Consider the following 25,926-nt stretch of genomic DNA (forward strand, 5'->3'; position numbering starts at 1 on the left):
AGGAGAGCATGATGCCTAAGGCGAACTACGCCGAAGCAGAGCTAAGAAGAAGCGCCGTTGCTCTTGGTAGTAATATCGGTGATTCACAGACAATTTTAGAAGCAGCTATAGAAACTTTAGCCCAAACTCCAGGTATTTTCTTAGAAGCTAGATCCAATTGGTACAAAACCAAAGCTGTGGGGCCACCACAGCCAGATTACCTAAATGGCTGCGTCACATTGCATGTAGAAATGCTACCACAGCAATTATTAGAAATTTTGTTAGGAATTGAACAACAATTTGGGCGTGTGCGTCAGGAACGCTGGGGGCCACGAATCTTAGATTTAGATTTGTTATTATTTGATGACTTTATTGTGGATACACCAAAACTCCAGATTCCTCATCCACGAATGCGGGATCGGGCCTTTGTGTTAGTACCACTGGCAGAAATTGCCCCAGATTGGATAGAACCAGTATCCGGGTGTGTTATTAAAGAACTGCTGAAAGAGGTAGACTGTTCTGATGTACATTTATTGATGGGCAATTAGAATTACCATCCTTAAACGCAGAAGAACGCTGATTTCACCTCTGTTTCACAGATAATCAGAATTATACTATGCCATTAGGTAGAGAATTACCACAACTACTAAAACAACGCTTGTTTTATAAAGGACGCAAGTTTGATTTTGAAGTTAATCGCTTACGTTTGCCTAATAAATCGGAAGGAGAATGGGAATGTATTCGTCACCCTGGTGGTGCTTTAGCTGTGCCGGTGACGCCAGAGGGTAAACTTGTACTCGTGCGCCAGTATCGTTTTGCAATTCAGGGACGCATATTAGAATTTCCGGCAGGAACATTGGAAATAAATGAAGATCCTTTAGAGACAATACAGCGTGAAATAGAAGAAGAAACTGGCTATAGTGCCCAAAAATGGGACAAATTAGGCGAATTTTTCTTAGCGCCTGGTTATTCTGATGAAATTATCTATGCTTTTCTGGCACGAGATTTAGAAAAGCTGGAGACACCACCGCCACAAGATGGAGACGAAGATATCGAAACTGTATTTTTGACTCCCGAAGAATTAGAGAAAGCTATTCTAGAGGGAGAGCAGGTAGATGCTAAATCAATTGCTAGCTTCTTTCTGGCGCGTCCGTTTTTAATTTAATAGTTTTTCATATAACAAAACCCCCTAAACTTTATATATTTAGGGGGTTTATTTAAAAAACGCAATCAAAATTAGATTTCTTTACGCCAGGGTCATAACTCGCTTTTACGAGACATAGGACGTTCTGGTGTCTACAGAATATAATATAGCGGATATTATAAGAGTTGTCAATGCCTCAGCTTAAACTAACAGATGATGAGCTAATAGATATTGTGATGAATTTTTCAGCTGCACGTATGAAACCATATCTTAGCGCTGCGAATAGTAATCACGGTAACGCCATCAGAATATGTCAGATCAATACTCAACTTTGCGAGGCACTCTATCCAAGTCTACATACTTTAGAGATTGTCCTACGTAATAGAATCAACAATGTATTATTAGTTGAGCATGGTAATGATTGGTTATGTAACGAAAAAATTAAATTAGACAGTTACGAACATGAGACTGTTAACGCTGTTCTTAAAAAATGCAATCATAACTTCAATCACTTAATTCCAGAACTGAATTTTGGATTTTGGAAAAGCTTAATAGAGAAAAAATATTATGAAATTACGATATGGCGTCCTTTTTGTAAACAAATATTCAAATATGCTAAATCTTATGAACTAAATATTAAACAAATACGACCAAAGATAAAAAGTATACATTGGTTACGTAACCGCAATTTTCACCATGAACCAATTTGGAATTACCTGCAACTTGACAACATCCATAGAACCTATCCCACTAATAATATTTGTGCTACAAAGCTTAAGCTTATTGAGAACTGAAAACGAAAAATTAAGGTTTTCAAGCACATTTTACGAAAAGGAGTATGGATTTTTAGAATAGTGGGATAGGTTCATAGTGATATTTATTGTTTTCTCAATTGGATTAATCCAAAAGTTAGTGCTTGGCTGAAAGAATATGACCGATTTCCACAAGTATATCTAAGTACATCAACGCTACTTGAACAAATGAAGGTTGCTCGAAATAAAAGATGCCCATTTGCTTAAAAAAATCAAATGTTTGGGCTGAACTGGCGCTAGCTGCTGCTGTGCGTTGCTTCCCCATGTTCCAGCTTATGTGCTAACACACGCAGTGCTAATGCTTGAACTCTAGCAACTGCTTCTTCTGGTGTCTGCCTGTAAGCCAGTACACCAGGAAAAGCAATCACTTCTGCTTATTGCGTCTATCCTCTTCTTGTTCAATCTCTATCGTCAAGTTCATAGCCAGTGAAGGTATTGTAATAAAAGCGATTCCTGGATAAAACAAAAAATTTATATGACCTCAGTTTCTCCTCACAAAAAAGCCAGAGCCTTAAAATCTACTAGCCGCCGCCCTGCTAAAGAACTCTGTAGCGAGTGCGGACTATGCGATACATACTATATTCACTATGTCAAGGAAGCTTGTGCTTTTATTAATCAGCAAATAGGCGAACTTGAAGAAGAAACACACACGCGATCGCGCCATCTCGACAACCCTGATGAACTCTACTTTGGTGTTCACCAAGACATGATAGCGGCGCGGAAACAACAGCCCATTGAAGGCGCACAATGGACGGGTATTGTTAGCAGCATTGCCATTGAAATGCTCAATCGCGGCATTGTTGAAGGTGTCGTCTGCGTGCAAAATACCAAAGAAGACCGCTTTCAACCCATGCCCGTCATCGCCCGTACCCCAGAAGAAATACTAGCGGCGCGGGTAAATAAACCAACGCTTTCCCCAAATCTTTCCGTGTTGGAACAGATAGAGAAATCGGGGATGAAACGGCTATTAGTAATTGGTGTTGGTTGCCAAATCCAAGCGCTACGAGCCGTAGAAAAACAATTGGGTCTAGAAAAGCTGTATGTTTTGGGTACGCCCTGCGTAGATAATGTTAACCGCGCCGGACTACAAAAATTCTTAGAAACCACTAGCCGATCGCCTGATACAGTTGTGCATTACGAATTCATGCAAGACTTCCGGGTTCACTTCAAACATGAGGATGGCTCATCAGAAACTGTGCCTTTCTTTGGCTTGAAGACTAATCAACTCAAAGATGTCTTTGCTCCATCCTGTATGAGTTGCTTTGATTATGTTAATTCCCTAGCAGATTTAGTTGTTGGCTACATGGGCGCACCCTTCGGCTGGCAGTGGATTGTAGTTAGAAATGACACAGGTAAAGAAATGCTGGATTTGGTGAAAGACCAGTTAGACACCCAACCAGTTACGTCTAAAGGCAACCGGAAGGAAGCTGTACAGCAAAGTATTCCCGCTTACGATAAAGGCGTTACCCTTCCTATGTGGGCGGCAAAACTTATGGGTGTGGTCATCGAAAAAATCGGCCCCAAGGGTTTAGAATATGCGCGGTTTTCGATTGATTCTCACTTTACTCGGAATTATTTGTATGTGAAGCGAAATCATCCAGAAAAGTTAGAAGGGCACGTTCCAGAGTTCGCCAAGCGTATTGTTGAACAATATAAGTTACCAGAGTAGTCTTTCGCGTTCGTGTGAAATATATCTGAGCCTGCAAAAGCAGGCTTTTTTGTTTGCTAGTAAATTCATATACTGAATACTGAAAGCTTGCTTGTAATTTTTTCTGAGCAACAGTACTTAATACTTGGTAATTATTAAGGCTGCTTAAAACTTAATCGCTTACGGGCTAGAGTAACTGCTTTGATATTCTCAGTAATTAAAGCTACTTGACCACAAAATCTAACTAGATTACTCATTCCTTCCATTTTTCGATCATCTTTTTCTCCGTATGAAACGATACCTACCATAAAAGCAGTGACAAAAACATATCCAACAATTTTTAGATTATTTACTCCTCTGTTGAGATAAATCATGCCAGCAGGGAGAAGAAAAAATGTTAATACACCAGCAACGATAGGGCTTTTTTTTGCTAGTTCTTCAGTTCTGCTTATATCTCTTTCAGTGGGGAGGAAAGGATTTCAAGGAGAATCTGGGGTTTGGTTTTGATTAAAGTTAGTTGCCATTTTTTTGTCAATACTTTTAACAGGCAAGTAGTTAGCTTGCATACCTTAAGAATCCAACAGAAACATCATTCTTGGCTTCAGAGTCAACACGGTTTTTATTTACAAGTTTTTCTAAAATAGAAAGTAAAATTACTGATTTTAAATAAAACAAGTATAAAAATTAACTTTAAATGAAGGAAGCTATAGGGCAAAATCTTCTTGAATCGCAATCATTTTTTAAATTGGTATGAGCAAGAAAAAATTTTGATAATTGGGCAACAATTTTCCGAAATTGATAACCTAAGTTTGGTAGTTATTACCAGAACACTAATTTATAAATAACTTCTATAACTAGCCTTGGGGAAATATGACCCCACAAAAACCTGGTTTCATGACCGGGTTTTTTGGCATATGTAAATTAACAGCAATCAGAAGCGAAACCCAACCTTAAGTTGATTGTGACCGAATCATCCACACTAAAATACCTAAGACTTGCTCGACTGGCGGAATTAAATATTCAGTTAAATCAATAGTAACAGTAGTGTCCTCTAACTTGAGGAATGTCCACAGGTTGCCACTAGTAACACTACCGTAGATAGTAGCAATAGGTTTTTCGTATTTGGCATTAAACCTTTGGGCGGCGATCATTTCTGCGATACACTGTCCCAAACCACCTTTAAGATTTTCCTTTTTGGCTTCCACAATCACCACTGCTGGAGCTTCAATAAATAACTGTTCTGGCGAAGCGCTAATCAGAAAGTCACAAAATCCTGCCAGTCCCACTTCTGGTTCAACATTAAATTCTTCTCCAGAAAAGAAACTGATTTGTCTGTTAAGAATTTTTCGGACTTCAAACAAGATTGGGCTAATAATCAATTCTGATCTAGCTTTCTCAGAACCCATTGCAATTGCTAGCTGGATACTTTCTGCTAAAAATTCAGCCAACAAAGGACTAGGTGAGATTGGTTCTATAGGAGGTAAAAATCGCCCACCTTCTACTAAGGTAAGATTAAAGTCTTGTTTTACTTTTCTTAAAGAAAACTCTCTATAGGACATCAAGTGTCTCCTAGCGACATCCCCTCTCCGTACTACGAAGAGGGGTTAGGGGTGAGTTACGCCGGATAAATCCGCAATCTTCTATTTGGTTCTTCGCCAAAACTATGCGACTTGAGGCGATAGTGTTCTACTAACTCATGTTGCATTTTTCGGACTTGGGGAGAACGTGGTAATAACTCGACTGGCTGTCCTTTAGGAATCACAATTTGCTCAACAGCAAGTCTAGCTTCTTCCAAGGCATCCATCTCATCATCGCTACCATTGTGCAAAAACAGCTGCAATTCTAGGTCATCGGCCATTTCTGGGTCGTCCATGTTCAGCAAGCGCCGCAAGCCACGGGTAATTTGCGGAATTGTGCTGGACTTAATCATGTGGATGGGTACATGACGCGCTTTTGCCATCTGGCGTAATTTAGCATGGTTTTTGACGTGCGATCGCAGTGCTAAAATTGCATCAGCAGTATCTATATCTTTTGTCAATACCACGGGCAAAGTTAGCACGCTAATTACCTGTTCTAGTTGATGACGACTAACCCCATATGGGTAAACGTGCAGTGGTAAATCTTCACCATTGGGCCCTGGCACTCTTGTAGCAGCATCCAAATCAATGCTTTCAGAATAATTAAAGGATTCATCCAGCAAACGATCAAACTCACTGCGTCCAGTCACGCGCTCTACAGGCAATTGCGGCAGTGCAACCATTTGTCCAGATGAACGCCAGCCATTAGCCTGTCGCGCCGATGGGAAAGATTCTTCCACTGTCGCTAGCTGTCCACCGCGACCATTGACAACAGCTAACTGCCTTGTAACAGCAATTTTGCCTTGGTCATCAACGGTTCTCGTTTGTGGAGTAGGCTGACGCCCCCGCAGCAGATTATCTACTGTGTCAGCAACGCTTTCGTGTACTACCCAGCGTTGGCGTTCTAACATTTCCACAGCAATCTCAAAGGTAGGAGGGGCTTTACGCTCCAAAACAGTCTTTTGAGAACCTCGCCGTCTGGCTTCGTCGTCTCCCAGCGTTACAGCTTGGATACCCCCAACTAAATCAGCCAGGGTCGGGTTTTTAATCAGATTTTCGATCTGATTCCCGTGGGCAGTACCTACCAACTGTACACCCCGTTCCGCAATGGTACGAGCCGCTAAAGCTTCCAGTTCCGTGCCAATTTCATCAATGACGATGACTTCTGGCATATGGTTTTCCACTGCCTCAATCATCACCTGATGCTGTTCTTCTGGACGAGCTACTTGCATCCGCCGAGCGCGACCAATAGCGGGGTGGGCAACATCACCATCCCCAGCGATTTCGTTGGAGGTGTCAATAATCACCACTCGCTTATGCAGATCATCCGCCAAAACACGGGCAATTTCCCGTAAGGCAGTAGTTTTGCCCACGCCTGGACGCCCCAGCATGAGAATCGATTTACCAGTTTCTACCAAATCGCGGATCATGCCAATGGTTCCGAATACCGCTCGGCCAACGCGACAGGTCAAGCCTATAATCTTACCCGTGCGGTTGCGGATGGCGCTGATCCGATGCAAAGTTTGCTCAATTCCTGCCCGATTATCTCCGCCAAAAATTCCAACTCGTTGAATACAATCATCTATCTGTTCTTGAGTAACGGGTACTTCGCTCAAATACTCAGCTTGATTCGGAAAGCGAGCCTCTGGGCGACGACCCAAATCCAAGACCACTTCTACTAAACTATCTCGTTTGGGATGACTCTCTAGTACTTGTTGCAGGTCTTGGGGCAAAATGTCTAATAACTTTTGGAGATCGTCTGTAATCGTCATGCTTTCTATGGTGACGTTTTTAGAGATAGCGAGGACATTTGCATACAGGAGAACCCGCTCTGGGTAATTTCCCGAAACGAGCAATTAACGCTCCTGCTGTGACTTAATCTGGGAAACGAGAGAATGGGCAAGTTTTACAGCTTGCCAAAGTAATACGTCATTTTCTTCGAGGCGAAGATTCGCTTGTACATTGGTGTTATTTACCTCCTTATTCTCTAACTGTTCGAGAATTGGTGACAGCAGTACACGGGCGTAGCTACCGTAGGCGACCCCGGCGATGGAGGAGGGGGGGCGGGGAGCAGGGAGCAGGGGGAAAATTTCTTCTCCTCTGCCCCCCGCCCCCTGCTCCCCTGCCTCTTTGAGCAGTCCCATTGCCTTTAACTTAGCAACGGTATAGCGATTTGTGCCGCCTGCTAACTGCACATATCCTGGTAACTTAGCTGCCAAAACTTTTTGCCCTAATTTCACCGCAGCTATTGTAGTGCCATCGCCAATATCACCACTCATGGGACGACCGTCGGTTTGCCAAATTAAAGCACTCTTGAGTGGGGAAATTAGGTCATATACTGCTCTTAAGTAGTCAATCATCCCATCGCCATCGGGACAGCTAATGGCTAGTAACTTTAGTTGATCAGCCCACGGTGAAATTGCCTGCCATAATCGCTGAAATTCTGCCAATCGCCCTACTTGTGTATGGATTTCTACGGCATCTACTCCTGTTGACATCACCAATGGCGCGATCGCTTCCGGCGTTGTCACATATGAAGCTGTATCAATTATACTGTATGGACAAATTGGTATGCAACGACCGCAGCCATAGCACTTTTCGGATATTACTCCCGAAAAGTCTTCTTTGATACTGTCAAACACGATCGCTTGTGCCGGACAAACCCGTTCACAGGGTCTAGGGCAGTCTGTAGGACACTCAGTAGGATTAAATTCTGCTTTCCGAAAATGGGGGTCTTCTCCATCGTTCAGGCTGACCATCAAAAAGGGCGAGTTGCCTTTGTAGTCAAAGCCTCGCTTTTGGGCATCACAAGCCAGAGTTTTGGCTACTTGTAGCCCTGCTTGCGCTGCTGCAATCACTGCTGGATCAGCTGCAACATCTATACAGTCAGCGCCCGCCAAAGTATAGGCTAACGTTAAATTTCTGACTGCCGGCAAATGCTGGAAGCTAGCTCCGCAGATGAGCTTGAACCAGTCACCTTGTTTGAGAGATTGTAAAGGGATGAACAGATCAGTCACACTTCTATTATGCGTTTATGCGACTAAAAATAGTAGTCTGTAATCATTGACACTCTCCGGGCTAAAGCCACGGAGATTCTTGGTTCAACGAGTCCACTTAGATGAGACCCCTTGCGGTATCTCACCCAGAGGTGGTTCTCTCCTCAAGCGTTAACTTTCGGTATGCCCTACCGTAGTTGGATGACTCCAAAATTTGTTTGCTAGGAGCGTATTGCAATACGCCTGTACAATGCTGGTCGTCTAGTCCCCATGAAAATTTTACCTATTCCTGGAAAGGAGCTAGAACTATGGAATAGAACCCCATATTTTCAATTGTCAAGGTTCAGCGTAGAGCCGTTAGGCAACATCGGGTTTTTATACAGGTTGATTACCCTTCCTGTTCAAATTAGTTTAACATTAAAGCACCCTTAAGGGTGCGACTAGCTTTCATCACCTGCCTAAAGTACAAAAAACGCAACGATGTTGCTGTTTCTCAGGTGTTTTCAGCGTCTTTCTTATAAAAAGTCCGGATTTCCTGATTTTATTGCCAATGAGCTTGCTAATTACTGTTTTGACTTTTTATTCTCCCTTTAAACGACAATTTACCGAGTTTGCTGTTGGCTAACGCTCAGGTTGCTCGATGGGAATTTCGATCGCAAACTCTGCTCCTTGGTCAACAGAAGAGGTGCAGGTAATATTCCCTTGGTGTTTTTGGACGATAATCTGATAGCTAATGGATAATCCTAGCCCACTACCTTTGCCCACAGGTTTTGTGGTAAAAAATGGGTCAAATAAACGCGATCGCAACGACTCTTCAATACCAGGGCCATTATCTGCGATCGCAATTTTGACCATATTCAAGTCTGTTACCTCTGTGTGAATCCGAATTTGGGGAGTAGGAAGGAGCCACTGCGGTCTTTCCCCTTCTAACATCTCCCCAACTCTTGGAGACGCCTGCCGTACGATTCCCAAAGGACTGTAGGGCGATAGCGCAGCGTTACCGAGTTCGTGTACTCCTTCGGGGAAGCAAGTTACGCCCAGCGTCTGGTAAAGAGCATCTGGGATTTCCCCAAGTGGCGTTGGGGGGTAGGAACTAGGAGATTGATTCTTCACTCCCTCTTCTATTGCATCAATAGCATTATTCAACAGATGCATAAATACTTGGTTTAATTCACTCGCGTAACAAGTAACTAAAGGCAAGTTACCATAATCTTTCACCACAACAATGGCAGGACGACCTGCTGCTTCCCTGAGTCTATGTTGTAACATCACCAAAGTGTTTTCGATATCTTCATGGATATTTACCTGCTTTATCTCTGCTTCATCATGCCGAGAAAAGTGTTGTAGCGCTAGTACAATTTCCCGAATGCGATCAGATCCTCTATACATTGCACCTATTAGATTTTGCAAATCTGTCACCATAAAATTCAGGTCTATATCTTTGGCTACTTGCTGAATTTTTGGTGTGGGTTTGGGATATTCCTGTTGATAGACCTCAATCAGATTTATTAGGTCTTGCATATATTGACCAGCGTATTGGATATTTCCATAAATAAAACTGATCGGGTTATTAATCTCATGAGCTAGCCCAGCTACTAACTGCCCCAGAGCCACCATCTTTTCATTCTGAATCTGTTTAACTTGAGAGGCTTGCAAGTTGTCAAGTGCCTGTTGGAGTAAAAAGTTTTTTTCTTGCAGTTTAACTTGAAGCAAACGCAAATTAATCTGATTTTCAATTCGCAACACAACCTCTGCCCCATGAAAAGGTTTTGAAATATAATCTACACCACCAACATCAAAGGCTTTTACCTTATCTACAACATCATCCAGAGCGCTAATAAAAATTACTGGAACTTCACAAGTTTTAGTATCAGCTTTCAGCTGTTGACAAACTTGATAGCCATCCATCTCTGGCATATTAATATCCAGTAAAATCAAATCTGGCAAAACCATTTGACACGCAGTCAATGCCATTTTACCGTTTAAAGCTTTGCGAACTTCAAAACCTTGTGCAGTTAACATTGCCGATAAAAGCCGCAAATTATCTGGGGTATCATCGACCACTAGAATATTTCTTTTATGATGATCAGTTTGATTGGAATGCATTATGTATTAAAAGCTATGTTTGTAAAAATTGAGAATAGTAAATACTTATTTTTAATAATCTTGATTTTTTTTATTAACTTCACCGAAATACTTGTATTTATAGTCCAATACAGTTCAGTTAAGGCTAAAATTCTTTCCCAAAGTCAATTTTTTTAACGTAGACGCAAAGCGGTGAAGCGGCGCGGTCTTGGGGGTTTCCCCCATGAGCGACTGCTGAGAATGGCTTGCCGCAGGCTTTACGGCTACGCTCAGTGATCCCCTATCTCAAAACCCTTAGCTTTGTACTTCATGCAGATGAAAACTGCTGTATTTATATTACGAACTTTGCGAACTTGATAGCCTGCTTACAGCAGTATAGTAGATAATACACGCAGATTATCTAGTCGAGCGTTAACAATGAAATTTTTTCCAGGTGCCATTTGATAGCTACCATTGAGGTGATGCGGCAAGTAACTTAATAACCAATTGTTGCTCTATGGGTTTAGAAAATAGATATCCTTGAGCAAAATCACAGTTGAAACTTCTCAATTGAGCTAACTGTTCTTGTGTTTCTACACCTTCAGCGATCGCACTCATTCCCATTGAGTTAGCAATGCCAATCATTGCTGGTACTAACCCCATATTCTCTTTGTTATCCTGCATACGTTTGACAAAAGATTTATCAATTTTAAGCGCATTCAAAGGAAAAATGTGCAAGTAACTCAAGGAGGAATATCCTGTACCAAAATCATCCATAATCAGCTTGATTTTTCGCTGCTTTAGCTGTTGAAGGATTATTTTAATCGCATCAGTATTTTCCATAATTACACTTTCTGTAATCTCTAATTCTAAATATGCAGGATTTACTTTATTTTCATAAATTATTCGGTCAATTTGCTCTAACAAATTTGGCTGTAAAAATAACCGTGCGCTCAAATTAACACTCATAGTTAGGGGTTCTGGTGTCACTGGATGATGTTGCCAGATGCTCAGTTGATGACAAGCTGACTGTAATACCCAAGTATTGATGGCATTAATCAAACCTGTTTCTTCTGCCACAGGAATAAATTCTGTGGGAGAAACTAGACCGCGAGTCGGATGTTGCCAGCGCACCAAGGCTTCAAAGCCAGAAATTCTGCCTGTAGTGAGGGAAACAATTGGCTGATAGTAAACGAGAAATTCTTGTCTTTCAACTGCCCTTCGCAGGTCATTTTCTAACTCTAAAAGCTGAATAGCTTCCTGATGCATTGCTGGATTGAAAACGTGATATTTAGCTTTTCCTTGAGCCTTAGCCCGATACATCGCCGTATCAGCATCCCGCAGTAAATATTCTGGGCGATCATAATCTTTATTGCCCCAGCTAATCCCAATACTGGCATTCATAAATACTTCATATCTTGACAGTTTAAAAGCAAGTGATAACTGTTGCAGAACTGATTCTGCAACTTGGATTGCTATATTGATATCTGTAATATTTTCTAGGAGAATTCCAAATTCGTCACCACCCAATCGTGCTAGAGTATGAATAGGTATCAGACATGCTTGCAGGCGATGAGCGATGGCTATCAGCAATTCATCTCCCACCAGATGCCCAAGAGAATCATTGACAACTTTGAAGCGATCGCAGTCCAAAAAAAGTACCGCAAACTGATAATTAGATTCTTGCTGGGCACGATTTAGAGCATTTTCTAGTCGCCTGATAAATAAAACTCGGTTTGGTAATCCAGTTAGGGAATCATGCAGTGCTATTTCTAGCAGTTGACTTTGCAATTTCTGGCGAGAATTTATTTCTTGTTGGAGCTTTTTTAGAGCTTTTTCTAGCTCCCCAGTTCGCTGTTTTACCCGATGTTCCAGTTCAATATTTAGTTTCAATATTTCTAATCGCGCCGACCTCAATGCCAGTTGATTTTTCACGCGCACTAAAACTTCTTGAAATTCAAAAGGTTTGGTGATGTAGTCGACACCACCCATTTGAAAGGCTTTAACTTTGTCAAAAACATCATCTAAGGCACTAATAAAAATCACCGGAATATCGGCTGTTAGCTCCCAAGCTTTAAAAGTCTGACAAATTTCATAGCCATCTACTTCTGGCATCATAATATCAAGTAGAATCAAATCCGGTAAGACTGTTTGAGTTGCTGTTAGTGCCATTTGCCAGTTCAAGGCTTTACGAACGTTATACCCCTCCCTTGTCAATATGGAGGATAAAACCCGGAGGTTGTCGGCCATATCGTCAATGATCAAAATATCTTTTTTATTAGGGTCTAAATGCTCGTAATTCATTCTACGTTTGTTTTAGTCAATTCCATGATTTTCTCAAACTGGTAGTTATTCGCTAAATCTCTAAGAACTTTGAAAAGTTGACCATTATCCGATGGAATTTGCTTGAGTAACTCTAAAATCAGTTCATCACTACAGCTGGCTGCGGCATAGTAAATATTTTGGAGCCAATCAGGTGACATTTGTGATAAATGGCTCAGGAGTTCGGCAACACTGACAAATATCTGTGTAGATTGATCGACAACAGTTGTGTCTGTGGTTTTTACTTCATTGGTATACTTGACACCCAGATGTTGGCTCAGTTTTTCCAATAATACTTCTTGTGTGAATGGCTTGCGAATAAAATCATCGCAGCCAATGGATAAAATTTTCTGGCGTTCTTCCTCAAAAGCGCTAGCAGTTAGGGCAATAATGATCGTGTCTGTATTGGAAGAACTCTGCCCTGCCCCAGAGAAGTCGTAAGGGGGAGCCAGGGCTGTTGAAGCATCATTTTCGATGACACTAGTTGCTTCTGGTGTGAGAGACGCTGCCCCAAGCTGGCTTTTGAATAGGGGTGCTTTGATAACTTCGCGATCGCTTGAATCGGGAAACTCTTCTAACAGGTACTGGCTCGCCGACGATGACACCAACTGTTTCAATTTTGAGAACTTCCGCAATGTATTGGCTGCCCCATAACCTATTTGTTTAGCTTTAATCATTCTTGTTGCTTCATAACCGTCCATGACTGGCATTCGCATATCCATAAAAATTAAGTGTGGTTGCCAAGATTCCCAATTAGCAACGGCTTCACTACCATCTGTAGCTTCTTTGACTTCAAATCCTAGAGATGTGAGAATTTTAACTAGCAACAATCGGCTTTCTTTAGAGTCGTCAACTACTAAGATGCGGTATGCTTTTTCATTAAAGGCTAAAGCTAGAATTTGGTATCTAATTTGGTTTGTCGGGATTTCTCTAGGGCAAGTTAGAGCAATCTGAACATCAAAAGTAAATGTACTACCGATACCAGGCATACTCCTAACAGTAATATCTCCTCCCATCAGTTGCACGTATTTCCGGCTAATCGCCAAACCTAATCCCGTACCTTGCTGCGATTTTCTGCCGATTTCGGTTTGCTCAAAAGGCTCAAATAGTAAGTCAATTTCTTGTGGAGCAATACCACAGCCAGTATCTTGTACCTCGAATAAGAGATGAGGGAAATGAGAGAGATTCTGTCCCTGCTCCTCGTTTCCCCAACCCCCAGCCCCCAGTCTTACCCGTAGCGTCACCCTCCCGGTATTAGTAAATTTGATGGCATTTCCCAAGAGGTTGAGCAAGACTTGACACAATTTATTTTCATCCGTTTCTATGTATTTAGGAATATTTTGTGCATATTCAAACACTAATTCTAAATTTTTAGATGCAGCACGCAAGCGCAACATCTCTTCTAAGTTCTTTAATACATGAATTAAGTTAAAGCTGCTACTATTTAGTGTGATTCTGCCAGCTTCGATTTTGGACATTTCTAGAATGTCGTTAATTAAGTTGAGTAGATGTTCGCCAGCACGATTAATAATTGCCAAGTTTTCTTGATGTTCACCAGATAACGAATAATCTCGGCTCATGATTTGGGTAAAACCGAGAATGGCATTGAGTGGGGTACGTAGTTCGTGGCTCATGTTAGCAAGAAATTCGCTTTTGGCGAGGTTAGCGGCGGTACTTCGCGCAGCTTCACGAACGGCTGCTTGTTGTTCCTGTGCGGCAATTTTTTGCGATTGAATCAGTTCTTTTTGGGTGGTTTGCAGTTGCTCGATCGCTTGCTGAAACTCTTCAGTACGTTTTTTTACTTGAGCCTCTAAGGTGCGATTATATTCTGCTAATAAGTTTTCTGCTTGTTTGCGTTGGCTGATATCAAAAAATGTAGCGATCGCAAATGCAAGATTTCCTGATTCATCATAAATTGGCTTTCCCAAAACTTCAACGGGAATAATCTTGCCAAAATAGCGAATTTCCATATCATCGATCCTGGCGCTTTCCCCAAGCAATGCTCTCAAAATCGGCAGGCGATCGCTGGGGTAAAGTTGATCTGTCCCGGCAAGGTAAGCTTGATATACATCTGACAATTGTTCGCCGCTAACTTCTGCGAGCGCTCCTTGACCAAGAATTTGCTGCCCAATATGATTTATGTAATAAGGTTCACCTCCAGCATCGATGATAAATACACCTACTGGCATGGCTTCTAAAAATTGAGTTAGCCGACTCTGACTGTGAGATAAAGCCTCATTTAAGACTTGCATCTGGGCGTTCTTTGCTTCCAAAGTACTAAAGGATGCTTGGAGTTGCTTTGCCATAGTTTCAAATGACTTTGCTAGTTCTCCTAGCTCATCGGAACGCTGAATTTCTGGTGTTTGTTCCCATTCACCTTTAGCAATTTTCTTAGCTGATATGTTTAATTGCAGAATCGGCTTAATTATCCACTGAGCAGTCACCATCCCAATTGTTGTAGCTACTAAAAAAGCGATTGCACAGAGCAAAATGGTGATGCGGGTGTTAGCGTTAATTTGCTCCATAAATTCGCTTTCTGGAATCACCGCCACGATTAGCCAATCTAAACCCAGTTGATCCTTCCAACTTTTTACCTGCACAAAATAATGCATTCCATCGGCGGTAAAGTTTAGCTGTTGCTTCTTGGCCATGAACTCAAGATTACCAAAGCGTTTGATCAACGACTGGGTTGTAAGTCGAATTAAATCATTTTGACTGTCTAATGCTGATCGACGTTTTATTTGATTATTAGTGATGGTATATGGTGGCTCGGTACTAGAAGAAGCCACTATTAACCCGGAACGCTCTAAAATAAAAGTTTTACCCAATTTTTGGGTATTTAAGTTGGCTAAAAACTTACTGATTTGTGACAAAATTAAATCAACACTAATCACTCCAATTAGTTTGTGAGTTTTATCGTAAACAGGATAGCTGGAAGATATAGATAAAACTTCTGGTTTATCTTCCCATTGATAAATTTGGCTCCAAACGGGTTTACCCACCTTGACCGCATCTGTATACCATGCCTCTACACGAGGATCATAATTTTTAACTTGCTGAAGCTGGCGGCGATTCCCCTTCAAGTCTGTATTGTAAACATGAAGTTTCCCGATACCATGCTTTTCGGTAACTTCGTTAATTAAGAGCGTGCCATTATCTAAACGTTCAATACCGATAAATTCACCTTTGGAGTTGGCAAAGCTGTTATAGCCAACATTGAAAACCTGCATTTGTTTCCAAAAGTAATTTCCGGTGGTTTTAAAGTCCGAAAGGTTGAGCAAATCTAGCTCAATTGCATCTAAGTTGATTTGATTGATTTGCTTCGGGGTTGTTAAATAGTTGTCAAGATGCTGTTCAATGCGATCGCAGATTTCATTTTCTAATTGACTAGCAAGCTCCTTTACCGCTTTTTGGCCGTTATGATACGAAAGATAGCCCACAAGTCCTACCGCCCCACAAATTTGCAATATAAAGGGCACAATCAGAACATACCTCAGGGGCATCTTGGCATAAATGCCAACTAAGCGATTAATGGATTTGACGGGCTGAAGTTTGGATAACATTATTGTTTGCTTCTTCCCCAACGTATATTAGGGGTATTTTTGCCATATCCGCTACACTTAGTGTCATGGTAATTACTGTGTGCGATCGCTGTGACCATGAAATATTTTTACAATAATCAGTATAAACCCATACATTACACTATACTTGTTTGATTGGTTGAGTTCCTCCAACGCCTAATTTTCAGACTTTGTGCTAACACCTTAATTTGCTCAGTTTTATCTGGCAATGTGTCAACTGAACTGAAATTTAACTGATAAGTTACAGTATGCCATTCTAAAATTCAGGTCGCCATTAGCACCCAACCCTAAATTTAATTTTTAATTGCTGATGTTTTGATTTTCCAGTCTCCAAACTCTGGACTTGTACAAAAACTTATATTTAAGTACAACAATTTTAAAATTTTCATCCAAATGCATACTAAAAACAAAAAAATCCAAAAAAATTTACTTTGGATTTTTTTACTTTAAATAAATGTTAATTTTATTGTTGAAATATGTCAATATCATCGCCGATTTGTAAAGTTTTTCCGGCTGAAGATGGGTGTAATTGGGTATTGACACTTAATCTGTAAAAATGATTAAAAGGCGATGAAGCAACCCAATTTGGCAGAGTTGCTTGTCGCTGGGTTACAAAGATTTTTTGAAAGTTTGGGTAAGCTTCCCCTAAGTAAGAATTGCGTGTTGGGACTATACAACGCTGACATGGATTAACCCCAAAAAAATCTACATTTCCCACTCGAAAGGAGACTAAATTACCTTGTTCACTAAATAGTCGATCTTCCCAAAATGCTGGTACACCATCAATTTCAATATTGGCACGTATCCGACGGCGCATTTCATCTACATTTAAACCGGGAAACCAAGAAGCTACTTCTGCCAATGTTGCTGTACTAATTACCGTTGGCCCAAGTGAGTATGTATCGTCAGGAAAACCCATCAAAGAGTTTTGCCTTAATTTGACAGCAAACTCAAAAAAATTACTCAAAGTTGCTTCTAATGCTTGCCGTTCCTCATCCAAATGAAAAATTTGTTGTGAATCGCCGTCTGGCATTTGCAAAGAGATAGTTCTATTTAATAGTGCAAATTCTGCCCTTAACAAATGGATTTTAGTATGACGCTTGCCATTGACAAATCTATCCTGTTCGTCAAAAATGGCAAACTCGCGGTCATGCTGTAGGGCGCCACTGGCAAGAACTCTAGCGTTCTCAACTTCAACACCATCCAGTGACTTAACTGGATACAGTAAAATCTTGGCTAGGTAAGGCATCATAGCAATTTTAGATTGGTGATTTAGCAGTTTTCAATCTAAGAATTATTTTCTTACTTTTAGCGGTTATTACTTCGGTGCAATACAGTCTGAACCTCATGCCGTATTTGCTTACGGAAACACTCTCCTCTCCTTAACAAGGAGAGGGGTTGGGGGTGAGGTTTAAAAATGTACTTAATGCAATTGTTAACAGTTATTGGTGATGTATTTATCCACATCGTCAGAGTCCCCCACTTCTAACAAGTGGTAGGTAACAGTTAGGGTCAAATTCCCGGCTGAAACTGTGATAACTGTTTACTGTTCACTATTTACTGGTTTAACTACGGATATACTGGCGATTTATCTATTCCTCCAACATGATTTAGAGGCCAGAACCGAACTACAGCCCGTCCAATAATATTCTCGCGGGGGACAACACCCCAGCAGCGACCATCGTAACTATTGTTACGATTATCACCTAGTACTACATATGAATTGGCTGGTATAGTCTGGGGTTTCGCCAAAAAAGGTGGCTGTGGCCCTGATTGGCAAACATCAATGACTGTACTTTGACCAGAACCAAGGTAATTGGTTTCTGGGAGGGGTTTGTTGTTGATGTAGACTTTGCCATCCCTAAGTTGGATTTTTTCTCCAGGTAAGCCAATTACACGTTTAATAAAAGCGTCCTGGTATTGTTCTTTTTGTAGCTCCTTTGTAGGCGAAAATACTACAATGTCTCCCCGTTGCGGGTCAGCAAATTTATACTTCAATTTATCGACAATGATTTTGTCTGCTTCCCACTGGTTTGGCGTACCATGCAGAGTAGGTTCCATCGATCCCGAAGGAATCCAGCGTGCTTCAGCAACAAAGGTACGAATTCCTAGAGCTAGAACAATGCTCAATACAATTGTTCTACCTAGCTCTGCGATCCAAGAATTATCGGGTTGTTGACTAGAGTTGTTATCAGACACTTGATTTTGTATGAAATTACTTAACTGAAGGAAAAATGTAGGTAATTAACTCGCCTAGTGAGACTTTATTTGTTAATCTTAACGGGAAAATTTTAATTTCCTAGTCATGTTTCCATCTTGATTACCAATTTTAGATTGTGGATTTGACGGATTTCTTCATAAATTAAAAATAAACTTTTTTTTAACGCGCGGCAAAAATTGGTTACTCTGGGCGCGAATAAGTTTAACCTAAAAGCATAGTTCTCTGTAATACATAACTCCCTGTCTCAACAAAGTTAACCTTATGTCATCTCCACAAATTTTATTGATTCGCCGCGCTCGCATAATTCTACCTAATGGTGAACTGATGATTGGGGATGTGTTGACGCGCGATCGCCAAATAGTCGAAGTTGCCCCAGAAATCTCCCAAACGGAACTAGCCACTGAAATTGACGCACAAGGGTTAACTTTGTTGCCAGGAGTTATCGATCCGCAGGTGCATTTCCGGGAACCTGGACTAGAACACAAGGAAGATTTATTCACTGCCAGTTGCGCCTGTGCTAAAGGCGGAGTTACTTCCTTTTTAGAAATGCCCAATACGCGCCCCCTGACAACAACACAGCAGGCTTTAGACGACAAGCTAGAACGTGCCTCACAAAAGTCTTTAGTTAATTATGGGTTTTTTATTGGGGCAACAGCAGAGAATCTACCAGATTTGCTTTTAGCAAAGCCAACACCAGGAATTAAAATTTTCATGGGGTCGATGCATGGTCAGTTGCTGGTTGATGGCGAAACAGCCCTGTCTGCGATATTTGCTAAAGGCGATCGCTTGATTGCCGTTCATGCCGAAGACCAAACTAGAATCAATCAACGCCGCCAAGAATTTGCCAACATCCACGATCCAGCCGTTCACTCGCAAATTCAAGATAATCAAGCGGCTTTGCTTGCAACCCAACTAGCATTAAAACTTTCTCAAAAATATCACCGTCGTCTGCATATTTTGCATATGTCAACTGCCGAAGAAGCAGATTTGCTGCGTCAGGAGAAACCTAGTTGGGTAACTGCGGAAGTGACGCCACAGCATTTGCTGTTGAACACCAGTGCTTATGAGCAGATTGGTACTTTAGCACAGATGAATCCACCTTTGCGATCGCCCCACGATAACGAAGTTCTTTGGCAAGCTTTGCGCGATGGCGTGATTGATTTCATCGCAACAGATCATGCGCCGCACACCTTAGAAGAAAAAGCTCAAGAATACCCCAATAGTCCTTCGGGAATGCCTGGAGTAGAAACTTCCCTAGCTTTGATGTTAACTGCGGCGATGGAAGGAAAGTGTACTGTGGCTCAAGTTGTTAATTGGATGTCAAAAAATGTAGCTGTGGCTTATGGTATTCCCAATAAAGGAGCGATCGCACCTGGTTATGATGCCGATTTAGTACTTGTAGATTTAAACACATACTCTCCAGTGCGGCGCGAGGAACTTTTAACCAAATGTCGTTGGAGTCCCTTTGAAGGCTGGAATCTCACCGGCTGGGCTAAAACCACCATTGTCGGTGGTGAGATAGTTTATGACAAAGGCCAGGTAAATACGCAAGTGCGGGGTAAAGCTTTAACTTTTGTATAGCAAATATTTATAAAAAGGCGTTGGGAAAACCCAATATTTTAAAGATGGGATGAGAGACGCCCAAACGCCGTTAACAGTCAACAGTCTTTTGTGTTATCCCATCTCCTTTTAGGAGATGGGATGAGCTTAATCTTCCTTAGGGACATCCAAAAATTAAATTACTCAATTCCTACGTCCAATACGACTGTCCGGTTTCTTCTCCCCCTGCTTCCCCTGCTCCCCCTGCTTCCCCTGCCCACCAAAGCGATTGATTATTTTTTCTTTGGAAGTCCCTTAGCATCTTTGGCGATTCGTAAAAGAAACTTGGGTATCTTCAGATGGATAAGAGTAAACAAGCTAATGGAAGTCTATTGTGATTCATTTCATGATGCTTGTCCCCAGAAACTATTGGGAAACATAACCATATGAATAATCAAAGAGAATTACTATGTCCTTCAAAATTTTGGCTTTAGACGGTGGCGGTATTCGTGGAGTAGTTGCAGCACGAATACTTCAACAAGTAGAACAAGAAATTAGAAATCAGGGGAAAGGGAACTTCTTACACGAATACTTCGATATGATTGCTGGCACTTCTACTGGTTCAATATTAGCAGGAGGGATTGCTGTAGGAAAACAGAGTGATGAACTCATTAATCTGTATAAAGATAGAGGAAAAGATATATTTCCGCCAAGTAGAAAAGATCGTTATAAAAACTTTCCGTCTATCATTAAATCAATTATTGATGTATTTTCAGCATCTAAATACTCTCATGATGGAATTATTCGCGTCCTCAAAGATGCCTATAAATCCACAAGAATAAAAGATATTGAAAAACCTATTATTTTAATTCTTGCTTACGATACTTTGTATCGTAATACGACCTTTTTTACAAACTGTCATCCCGATCTAGAAGAGAGATGGTACGATGACTGTTATTTATGGGAGATATGTACCGCTTCTGCCTCAGCTCCTACTTTTTTTCCACCATATAAATTAGAACCTGTAGATAAAGAAAAATTTGGCGATTGGGAATTCCCTCACATTGATGGAGGAATTTCTGCTAATAACCCCGCTCTCGCAGCTTTGAGCCTAGTTATGAGGATTAGTCAATCTTCAGTATCTCCACCAATTAAGCAAAAATATAAACTTGATAATCTACGATTGGAAGATATTTCTATTCTTTCTATTGGCACAGGCCAAACTGGTGAACCATATCAATATGAGCAAATAAGCAAATGGAGAGGCTTAGACTGGGTAAAAAATCTGACTAACATCTTTATGGAACCTACATCTGAGATTGATAGTACTATTTGCCGACAAATTATGGGTGGGTACGATTCCAAACGTTACTTACGGCTTCAGTTTGATTTAAATGAGACATTTGAACCCAAACCAAAAGAGACTTATAAAGATCCTCGCATTGTATTACCTCCAGAAGAGCGAAAAAATCGATTTACAGGGAAAAAAGTTAGTGAAGAAATAGATAACACTAATTCGGAGATTATTCAGCAGTTAATAGATACTACTTCTGCATTCATTGATCAAGGTCTTACGTACTATACTAGAAGCAACTCTGGTTCTCCGATAAAAAAGGCGATCGCCTCTTTTATTAAAGATAACTAGTACAGCGCGGCGGAAATAAACAACCCATTCCAAATCAACGAAACGCCTACACTATATTCATTTTGACTTTTGACTTCCGCCTTGCGGTACTAGTGCATCCACGTAGGCATATTAATATTAACTAATACTAGGATCAGATAGCTCGTATTTCTACGATACTTATGTAGAAATACGAGCTATTTTATTGAAAACTTTATTAATATCAGTGTGAATTACAGATGTGAATAGAAGAAATTATTGCTATTTCAAATTACTTACATTAATCATTAAACATTTTATAAATCAGTATTATTGTGTATATATTATGACTTTAATTTGGGTATATTGAATATAAGGACAAGTTAAACAAGTTCTACAGAACTTGTTTAACTTTTCTCTACTAGCTTTGGTTACTAAATAATCCAGATTTGTTCTCTCGATGACAGTAGAGAACAAATCGGGTTAAACCAAGCTGACTAAGTTCTGTGAAAACTCTTATTTCACCAAACAAGAGGTTACATTTTCTTAATTAATACACTATCTAAATCAGTTTATTAACTGATTATTACAGCCAAAAAGCTGCTGTTACAAAATTTTTTCGTTTATTTTGGGTTGAAATAACAATGTTAGTAATTTACAGTGGTGAGCGTGGTAGTGGCAGATAGAAGGAGTGTGGAGTTTTCCTTCGACTGCTTACATAAATTTTTTCATGTTGTACTCAAAAAAGTGACATTTCTCGTACTAGTCGGGAGATAAGTTTAAATCGCGGCAATGAACAAATAATTACTAATTCGTAATACTCGCTTCTGGCAAGAAGCAAGTATTACGAATTAGTAATTGAAGGATACAGAGTCACTTGATTAATCATTACAAATTATTTTGACTTCGTTAATGACACAATTGAATGGGATGAGTTCGACTTGACGAGTACCCCCATGCCCGTAGGTCAAACTCACACTTAGATAGCTATCTGGCTTGTAGGGCAATCGTTCCGCCCATTCAACTGCCACAATTCCTGGTATGACTTCAACACCTTCCCAGTAACTTTCTAAATTCAGGGCTGCAACTTCTTGTGGTTCTAAGCGATATAAATCTAAGTGGTAAAGGGGGAGGCGTCCTTCCGTGTACTCATTAATCAGGGTGAAAGTTGGACTGACAATAGGTTCAGCGATTCCCAGACCCTTGCCAATACCTTGAACTAGGGTAGTTTTACCAGCACCTAAATCACCTTCTAATAAAATTACACTGCCAGGAGTCAGGGATTCACTGAGAGTAATACCTAAGCGTAATGTTGCCTCTGTATCTGCAAGGAAAAGTTTCATAATTATTTAGTCATTAGGCACTTGTACTGAAGCGTAGTTGTAAAGCCTGCGGCATAGCTACGCTTTGGGCGCAGCCTCTGTCTGCGACACGCTACGCGAACGTAGAGAAGTATGGGGCATTGGTTATCCACTAATAACAAATGACTAATGACTACTTATCATGATGACCTCTGCTGTACCACCGTAATAGCACTCGTGCTAGTTTCTGCGGATTGTGACGGACAAAACCCGTTTCATCTTCATACAAAACATTAGCTGCAACAATCCTTCGCCCTAGCTGAGTTACAGCTTCTCTATCTAGGAAAACTGGATGGGAGTTTTGTTGAGCGTAGCGCATGAGTGATTGCTCCGAGGGGGATTTTTTGTGGATTAGCACAGCATCGAATAGCCGTCTTTGCCCACAAGCAGCATCAATTGCTTTAATGTGATCGGCAACAGTGTAACCTTCAGTTTCTCCTGGTTGAGTCATTATATTGCAGATATAAATACGGGGGGCATCTGTTTGAGCGATCGCATCGGCAATTTCTGGTACTAATAAATTAGGAATCAAGCTTGTATAAAGGCTACCTGGACCAATAATAATGTAATCAGCTTCTTTAAGTGCCTTAATAGCTGCCGGTACTGCTGGAGGATTAGCTGGAATACAGCCAACTTTGACAATTTTACCGCCAGCTTTGGGAATGCTAGACTCTCCATCAATGCGGCGACCATCGGCTAATTCTGCCCAGAGGTGAACATCACTGAGAGTTGCTGGTAGTACTTGTCCCCGTACTGCTAGTACTTTGGAACTAGCTGCAACTGCTTGTTCTAAATCTCCAGTAATGTCACTCATTGCTGTTAAAAACAAATTGCCAAAACTGTGACCCGTTAACCCATCTCCAGCCCGAAAACGGTATTGAAACAATTCTGTTAATAACTTTTCTTCATCTGCTAGCGCAGCCAAACAATTGCGAATATCACCTGGTGGTAGCACTCCAAATTCTTGACGCAATCGCCCAGAAGATCCACCATCGTCGGCGACAGTAACAATAGCAGTAATATTAGCGCTGTAGGTTTTTAGTCCCCTCAGCAACGTAGAAAGTCCCGTACCACCACCAATTACCACTATTTTCGGACCTCGGTACAATCGATGATGGGCCAGCAAGACATCGATGAGTTCTTCTCCGCCTTCTGCTCTTAGTACCTTAGTAATTGAGCCTACAGTGCGAGTTTGCCCCCAAAGCACTAACAGCAAGCCGCCAAGCAGCACCAAAGGCCCACTAACATAGTTGGGTAAAATGTTGGTGATTACTCCCAGGAAACCCCTAAACAACTCAATCATCCAAAAAATTGGGGTCAGCTTAATCCAGATAGCTAACCCCAAACTCGCCAGCAGTACACCCCCAACACTGATTAGCAACCAACGTTTTACCGATAGTCCAGGGGATAACCATTTGAACCACTGGTTAACGCGATAGGAAGTACGAGAGCGCGACTGCTTTTGCAGGGCGTTGAGGGCTTGTCTGAGAAAACCAATTGACATACCTGATTTACAGCAGTGCTACAAACAATAATTAACAGAAAATGTACACCACTTGGTTTAAAACACTAGGCGTGAAACTATTATATTTGTCAATCCCATTAGACTAAGAGCAAGTGGTCATGATTGCCAGTATTCCTAGTTAAACAATACCTTGGCTTGGTAAAAGTGAATTTAATGGAAAAACGAATTTTAGGATTAGATCCAGGACTGGCAATTTTAGGATTTGGGGTAATTACCTGCACACAAATTTCCAATAAGGTACAAGAGACTACAGTAAATATGCTGGATTTTGGGGTAATTAAAACATCAGCAGATGTAGAAATGGGACAGCGCCTATGTACCTTGTTTGATGATTTACACACCGTGATGGAAGAATTTCAACCAGATTTGGTTGCGATCGAGAAACTATTTTTTTATCGAATGTCAAGTACTATTCTGGTTGCACAGGCGCGGGGTGTACTCATTTTGGTCTTGGGCCAGCGTCGTCTTCCCTACGTAGAGTTTACTCCTGCTCAAATTAAGCAAGCTTTAACAGGGTATGGCAATGCTGATAAATTAGATGTGCAAGAAGCGGTGGCGCGGGAGTTGGATTTAGATGAAATTCCCAAGCCTGATGATGCTGCTGATGCTTTGGCGGTGGCTTTAACGGCTTCGTATCAGCTGTAGGTGTGTACACAAACAATAAAGTTCTTTACTGGTTCGTAAAGTCCTTTACTAACTGTCACAGAGTAAAAATACTTAAGACACGATTGGTACGAGCGTAGGCGTAGCCAGCCGTAGGCATCGTTTGCAATAATTTATGTTCTTTTAGAGGATTATCCAAATACATGACACTTTTGCGGTTTGCGAGATCCATTAAACCCAGAATATTTGCAGTAGGGGTTTGAGCCTCCAAAATTGACCCCTTTGAAAAAACAGCTATGGGTTCGCGGATTTTCCTATGGTCAGCTATGGCGAAGTTTGGGCTGTTAATGTCTCGTCATCGTCCGGGAGCGCCCGTCTTCACCTCTTGGAGCAGCCAACCATTGCCATCCGGGTCACTGAACGAGGCAAATGAGCTATAGTCGCGACGTTGGGGGTCTGGGCCTGTTGCCCGTCCCTCGGTTCCGGCTCGGTGGAATATCCCCCCAGTTAGCGATCGCTCAATTTAGACCAGTCAAGTTTTTTGAGTTAAAACGCACCTTAATCGTTTTTTTGAAAATTAGTGCCGAAAAGTTTTTCACAAACCTCATTTGCCCTTGATTTCCTATTGTTCACGCCATCTACCTTTCAAGTACCTATATGGACTTTAAAAGCGATCGCCGCTTGCAGCGTGCCAATAACCAAGAAAAAAAATCACTATTTCTCGCTTAATTTATTTTCCAAGTCTCAAAAGCGTTAGCCTCAATTTTTGTCAATAAGTGCGGTTTAATGCAACGAGTTTTAGCTTTGTTGAGAATAGGGATTCTTTTTACAAATACTTACTCGATTCAGGAGAAAATATTCACGCATAAGTCATTACTTGTAATTTTTAGATGCATACCACACTAACTGCGATCTCACTTTTAGAGTTGGGTTTCGTTCCTCAATTCAACA

At 41.1% G+C, this 25,926-nt stretch carries 21 protein-coding genes; 7 read left to right on the forward strand and 14 right to left on the reverse strand.

Going from position 1 to position 25,926, the window contains the following annotated elements; translation table 11 throughout:
- Positions 1-11: 11 nt before the first annotated feature.
- The 3 genes from folK to H6G26_RS20545 all read left to right on the forward strand — a co-directional run bounded on the left by folK (position 12) and on the right by H6G26_RS20545 (position 1,917).
- Positions 12-527, forward strand: coding sequence for a 2-amino-4-hydroxy-6-hydroxymethyldihydropteridine diphosphokinase (gene folK / locus H6G26_RS20535; protein ID WP_190731031.1), 516 nt, complete (start codon positions 12-14; stop codon positions 525-527).
- 68 nt (positions 528-595) lie between these two features.
- The gene (locus tag H6G26_RS20540; RefSeq protein ID WP_190731015.1) at positions 596-1,144 is read left to right on the forward strand and encodes an NUDIX hydrolase; all 549 of its coding nucleotides are present in this window, start codon (positions 596-598) and stop codon (positions 1,142-1,144) included.
- Between the two features lie 170 nt (positions 1,145-1,314).
- Positions 1,315-1,917 carry a hypothetical protein gene (locus tag H6G26_RS20545; RefSeq protein WP_190731016.1) on the forward strand — a complete coding sequence of 201 codons (603 nt, stop codon included), beginning with the start codon at positions 1,315-1,317 and terminating at the stop codon, positions 1,915-1,917.
- Positions 1,918-2,032: 115 nt separating this feature from the next.
- Here the strand turns inward: H6G26_RS20545 and H6G26_RS42080 are convergent, their stop codons facing one another.
- Both H6G26_RS42080 and H6G26_RS43845 read right to left on the reverse strand, forming a co-directional pair.
- Positions 2,033-2,200, reverse strand: a complete 168-nt coding sequence (locus tag H6G26_RS42080) for a hypothetical protein (protein ID WP_206757548.1) — start codon at positions 2,198-2,200, stop codon at positions 2,033-2,035.
- Positions 2,172-2,303 carry a hypothetical protein gene (locus H6G26_RS43845; RefSeq protein WP_277883905.1) on the reverse strand — a complete coding sequence of 44 codons (132 nt, stop codon included), beginning with the start codon at positions 2,301-2,303 and terminating at the stop codon, positions 2,172-2,174. The genes H6G26_RS42080 and H6G26_RS43845 overlap by 29 nt, the downstream gene beginning before the upstream one ends.
- A 107-nt stretch (positions 2,304-2,410) precedes the next feature.
- Here H6G26_RS43845 and H6G26_RS20555 point away from each other — a divergent pair, with 107 nt between their 5' ends.
- Positions 2,411-3,604 (forward strand): Coenzyme F420 hydrogenase/dehydrogenase, beta subunit C-terminal domain, encoded by a 1,194-nt coding sequence (locus H6G26_RS20555; protein ID WP_190731017.1) that lies wholly within the window; start codon positions 2,411-2,413, stop codon positions 3,602-3,604.
- A gap of 134 nt (positions 3,605-3,738) precedes the next feature.
- Here the strand turns inward: H6G26_RS20555 and H6G26_RS42730 are convergent, their stop codons facing one another.
- The 9 genes from H6G26_RS42730 to lepB all read right to left on the reverse strand — a co-directional run bounded on the left by H6G26_RS42730 (position 3,739) and on the right by lepB (position 18,334).
- Positions 3,739-3,957 carry a hypothetical protein gene (locus H6G26_RS42730; protein ID WP_242053815.1) on the reverse strand — a complete coding sequence of 73 codons (219 nt, stop codon included), beginning with the start codon at positions 3,955-3,957 and terminating at the stop codon, positions 3,739-3,741.
- A 576-nt stretch (positions 3,958-4,533) separates the two neighbouring features.
- Entirely contained in the window at positions 4,534-5,142 is a 609-nt protein-coding gene (locus tag H6G26_RS20565; RefSeq protein WP_190731018.1) for a hypothetical protein, read from the reverse strand.
- A gap of 56 nt (positions 5,143-5,198) precedes the next feature.
- Entirely contained in the window at positions 5,199-6,932 is a 1,734-nt protein-coding gene (locus H6G26_RS20570; RefSeq protein ID WP_190731032.1) for a R3H domain-containing nucleic acid-binding protein, read from the reverse strand.
- Positions 6,933-7,016: 84 nt separating this feature from the next.
- On the reverse strand, positions 7,017-8,177 hold the full coding sequence (locus H6G26_RS20575; protein ID WP_190731019.1) for an LdpA C-terminal domain-containing domain: 1,161 nt from the start codon (positions 8,175-8,177) through the stop codon (positions 7,017-7,019).
- 600 nt (positions 8,178-8,777) lie between these two features.
- Positions 8,778-10,262, reverse strand: coding sequence for a response regulator (locus H6G26_RS20580; protein ID WP_190731020.1), 1,485 nt, complete (start codon positions 10,260-10,262; stop codon positions 8,778-8,780).
- Positions 10,263-10,688: 426 nt separating this feature from the next.
- A complete protein-coding gene (locus H6G26_RS20585; RefSeq protein WP_190731021.1) occupies positions 10,689-12,524 on the reverse strand; it encodes a GGDEF domain-containing response regulator in 1,836 nt (611 codons plus the stop codon).
- Positions 12,521-16,105 (reverse strand): ATP-binding protein, encoded by a 3,585-nt coding sequence (locus tag H6G26_RS20590; protein WP_190731022.1) that lies wholly within the window; start codon positions 16,103-16,105, stop codon positions 12,521-12,523. The genes H6G26_RS20585 and H6G26_RS20590 overlap by 4 nt, the downstream gene beginning before the upstream one ends.
- Before the next feature lie 481 nt (positions 16,106-16,586).
- Positions 16,587-17,372 (reverse strand): MOSC N-terminal beta barrel domain-containing protein, encoded by a 786-nt coding sequence (locus H6G26_RS20595; protein ID WP_190731033.1) that lies wholly within the window; start codon positions 17,370-17,372, stop codon positions 16,587-16,589.
- Positions 17,373-17,692: 320 nt separating this feature from the next.
- The gene (gene lepB / locus H6G26_RS20600) at positions 17,693-18,334 is read right to left on the reverse strand and encodes a signal peptidase I (protein WP_190731034.1); all 642 of its coding nucleotides are present in this window, start codon (positions 18,332-18,334) and stop codon (positions 17,693-17,695) included.
- A 271-nt stretch (positions 18,335-18,605) separates the two neighbouring features.
- Between lepB and H6G26_RS20605 the strand changes: the two genes are divergently transcribed.
- On the forward strand, positions 18,606-19,925 hold the full coding sequence (locus H6G26_RS20605) for a dihydroorotase (protein WP_190731023.1): 1,320 nt from the start codon (positions 18,606-18,608) through the stop codon (positions 19,923-19,925).
- Positions 19,926-20,352: 427 nt separating this feature from the next.
- Positions 20,353-21,528, forward strand: coding sequence for a patatin-like phospholipase family protein (locus H6G26_RS20610; RefSeq protein ID WP_190731024.1), 1,176 nt, complete (start codon positions 20,353-20,355; stop codon positions 21,526-21,528).
- 839 nt (positions 21,529-22,367) lie between these two features.
- On the opposite strand, the gene tsaE is transcribed toward H6G26_RS20610, so the two are convergent.
- Positions 22,368-22,829, reverse strand: coding sequence for a tRNA (adenosine(37)-N6)-threonylcarbamoyltransferase complex ATPase subunit type 1 TsaE (gene tsaE / locus H6G26_RS20615; protein ID WP_190731025.1), 462 nt, complete (start codon positions 22,827-22,829; stop codon positions 22,368-22,370).
- A 151-nt stretch (positions 22,830-22,980) separates the two neighbouring features.
- A complete protein-coding gene (locus H6G26_RS20620) occupies positions 22,981-24,351 on the reverse strand; it encodes a gluconeogenesis factor YvcK family protein (protein WP_190731026.1) in 1,371 nt (456 codons plus the stop codon).
- Between the two features lie 174 nt (positions 24,352-24,525).
- On the opposite strand from H6G26_RS20620, the gene ruvC reads away from it, so the two are divergent.
- Positions 24,526-25,017: a crossover junction endodeoxyribonuclease RuvC gene (gene ruvC, locus H6G26_RS20625; RefSeq protein WP_190731027.1), complete on the forward strand. Its 492-nt coding sequence runs from the start codon at positions 24,526-24,528 to the stop codon at positions 25,015-25,017.
- A 55-nt stretch (positions 25,018-25,072) separates the two neighbouring features.
- Here ruvC and H6G26_RS20630 read toward each other — a convergent pair whose 3' ends face one another.
- Positions 25,073-25,246 carry a hypothetical protein gene (locus H6G26_RS20630; RefSeq protein ID WP_190731028.1) on the reverse strand — a complete coding sequence of 58 codons (174 nt, stop codon included), beginning with the start codon at positions 25,244-25,246 and terminating at the stop codon, positions 25,073-25,075.
- Positions 25,247-25,926 lie beyond the last annotated feature (680 nt).

The sequence above is a fragment of the Nostoc sp. FACHB-888 genome (assembly GCF_014696655.1).
Taxonomy (GTDB): domain Bacteria; phylum Cyanobacteriota; class Cyanobacteriia; order Cyanobacteriales; family Nostocaceae; genus Nostoc.

Excerpts from the sequence above, each read along its gene's own strand:
- H6G26_RS20620 (WP_190731026.1), bottom strand. The coding sequence starts at position 24,351 with ATGTCAATTGGTTTTCTCAGACAAGCCCTCAACGCCCTGCAAAAGCAG.
- H6G26_RS20595 (WP_190731033.1), bottom strand. The coding sequence starts at position 17,372 with ATGCCTTACCTAGCCAAGATTTTACTGTATCCAGTTAAGTCACTGGAT.
- folK (WP_190731031.1), top strand. The coding sequence starts at position 12 with ATGCCTAAGGCGAACTACGCCGAAGCAGAGCTAAGAAGAAGCGCCGTT.
- ruvC (WP_190731027.1), top strand. The coding sequence starts at position 24,526 with ATGGAAAAACGAATTTTAGGATTAGATCCAGGACTGGCAATTTTAGGA.
- H6G26_RS20570 (WP_190731032.1), bottom strand. The coding sequence starts at position 6,932 with ATGACGATTACAGACGATCTCCAAAAGTTATTAGACATTTTGCCCCAA.
- H6G26_RS20555 (WP_190731017.1), top strand. The coding sequence starts at position 2,411 with ATGACCTCAGTTTCTCCTCACAAAAAAGCCAGAGCCTTAAAATCTACT.
- tsaE (WP_190731025.1), bottom strand. The coding sequence starts at position 22,829 with ATGAAACTTTTCCTTGCAGATACAGAGGCAACATTACGCTTAGGTATT.
- H6G26_RS20605 (WP_190731023.1), top strand. The coding sequence starts at position 18,606 with ATGTCATCTCCACAAATTTTATTGATTCGCCGCGCTCGCATAATTCTA.
- H6G26_RS20585 (WP_190731021.1), bottom strand. The coding sequence starts at position 12,524 with ATGAATTACGAGCATTTAGACCCTAATAAAAAAGATATTTTGATCATT.
- H6G26_RS20590 (WP_190731022.1), bottom strand. The coding sequence starts at position 16,105 with ATGTTATCCAAACTTCAGCCCGTCAAATCCATTAATCGCTTAGTTGGC.
- H6G26_RS20610 (WP_190731024.1), top strand. The coding sequence starts at position 20,353 with ATGTCCTTCAAAATTTTGGCTTTAGACGGTGGCGGTATTCGTGGAGTA.
- H6G26_RS20580 (WP_190731020.1), bottom strand. The coding sequence starts at position 10,262 with ATGCATTCCAATCAAACTGATCATCATAAAAGAAATATTCTAGTGGTC.
- H6G26_RS20565 (WP_190731018.1), bottom strand. The coding sequence starts at position 5,142 with ATGTCCTATAGAGAGTTTTCTTTAAGAAAAGTAAAACAAGACTTTAAT.
- H6G26_RS20540 (WP_190731015.1), top strand. The coding sequence starts at position 596 with ATGCCATTAGGTAGAGAATTACCACAACTACTAAAACAACGCTTGTTT.
- H6G26_RS20545 (WP_190731016.1), top strand. The coding sequence starts at position 1,315 with ATGCCTCAGCTTAAACTAACAGATGATGAGCTAATAGATATTGTGATG.
- H6G26_RS42080 (WP_206757548.1), bottom strand. The coding sequence starts at position 2,200 with ATGGGGAAGCAACGCACAGCAGCAGCTAGCGCCAGTTCAGCCCAAACA.
- H6G26_RS42730 (WP_242053815.1), bottom strand. The coding sequence starts at position 3,957 with ATGATTTATCTCAACAGAGGAGTAAATAATCTAAAAATTGTTGGATAT.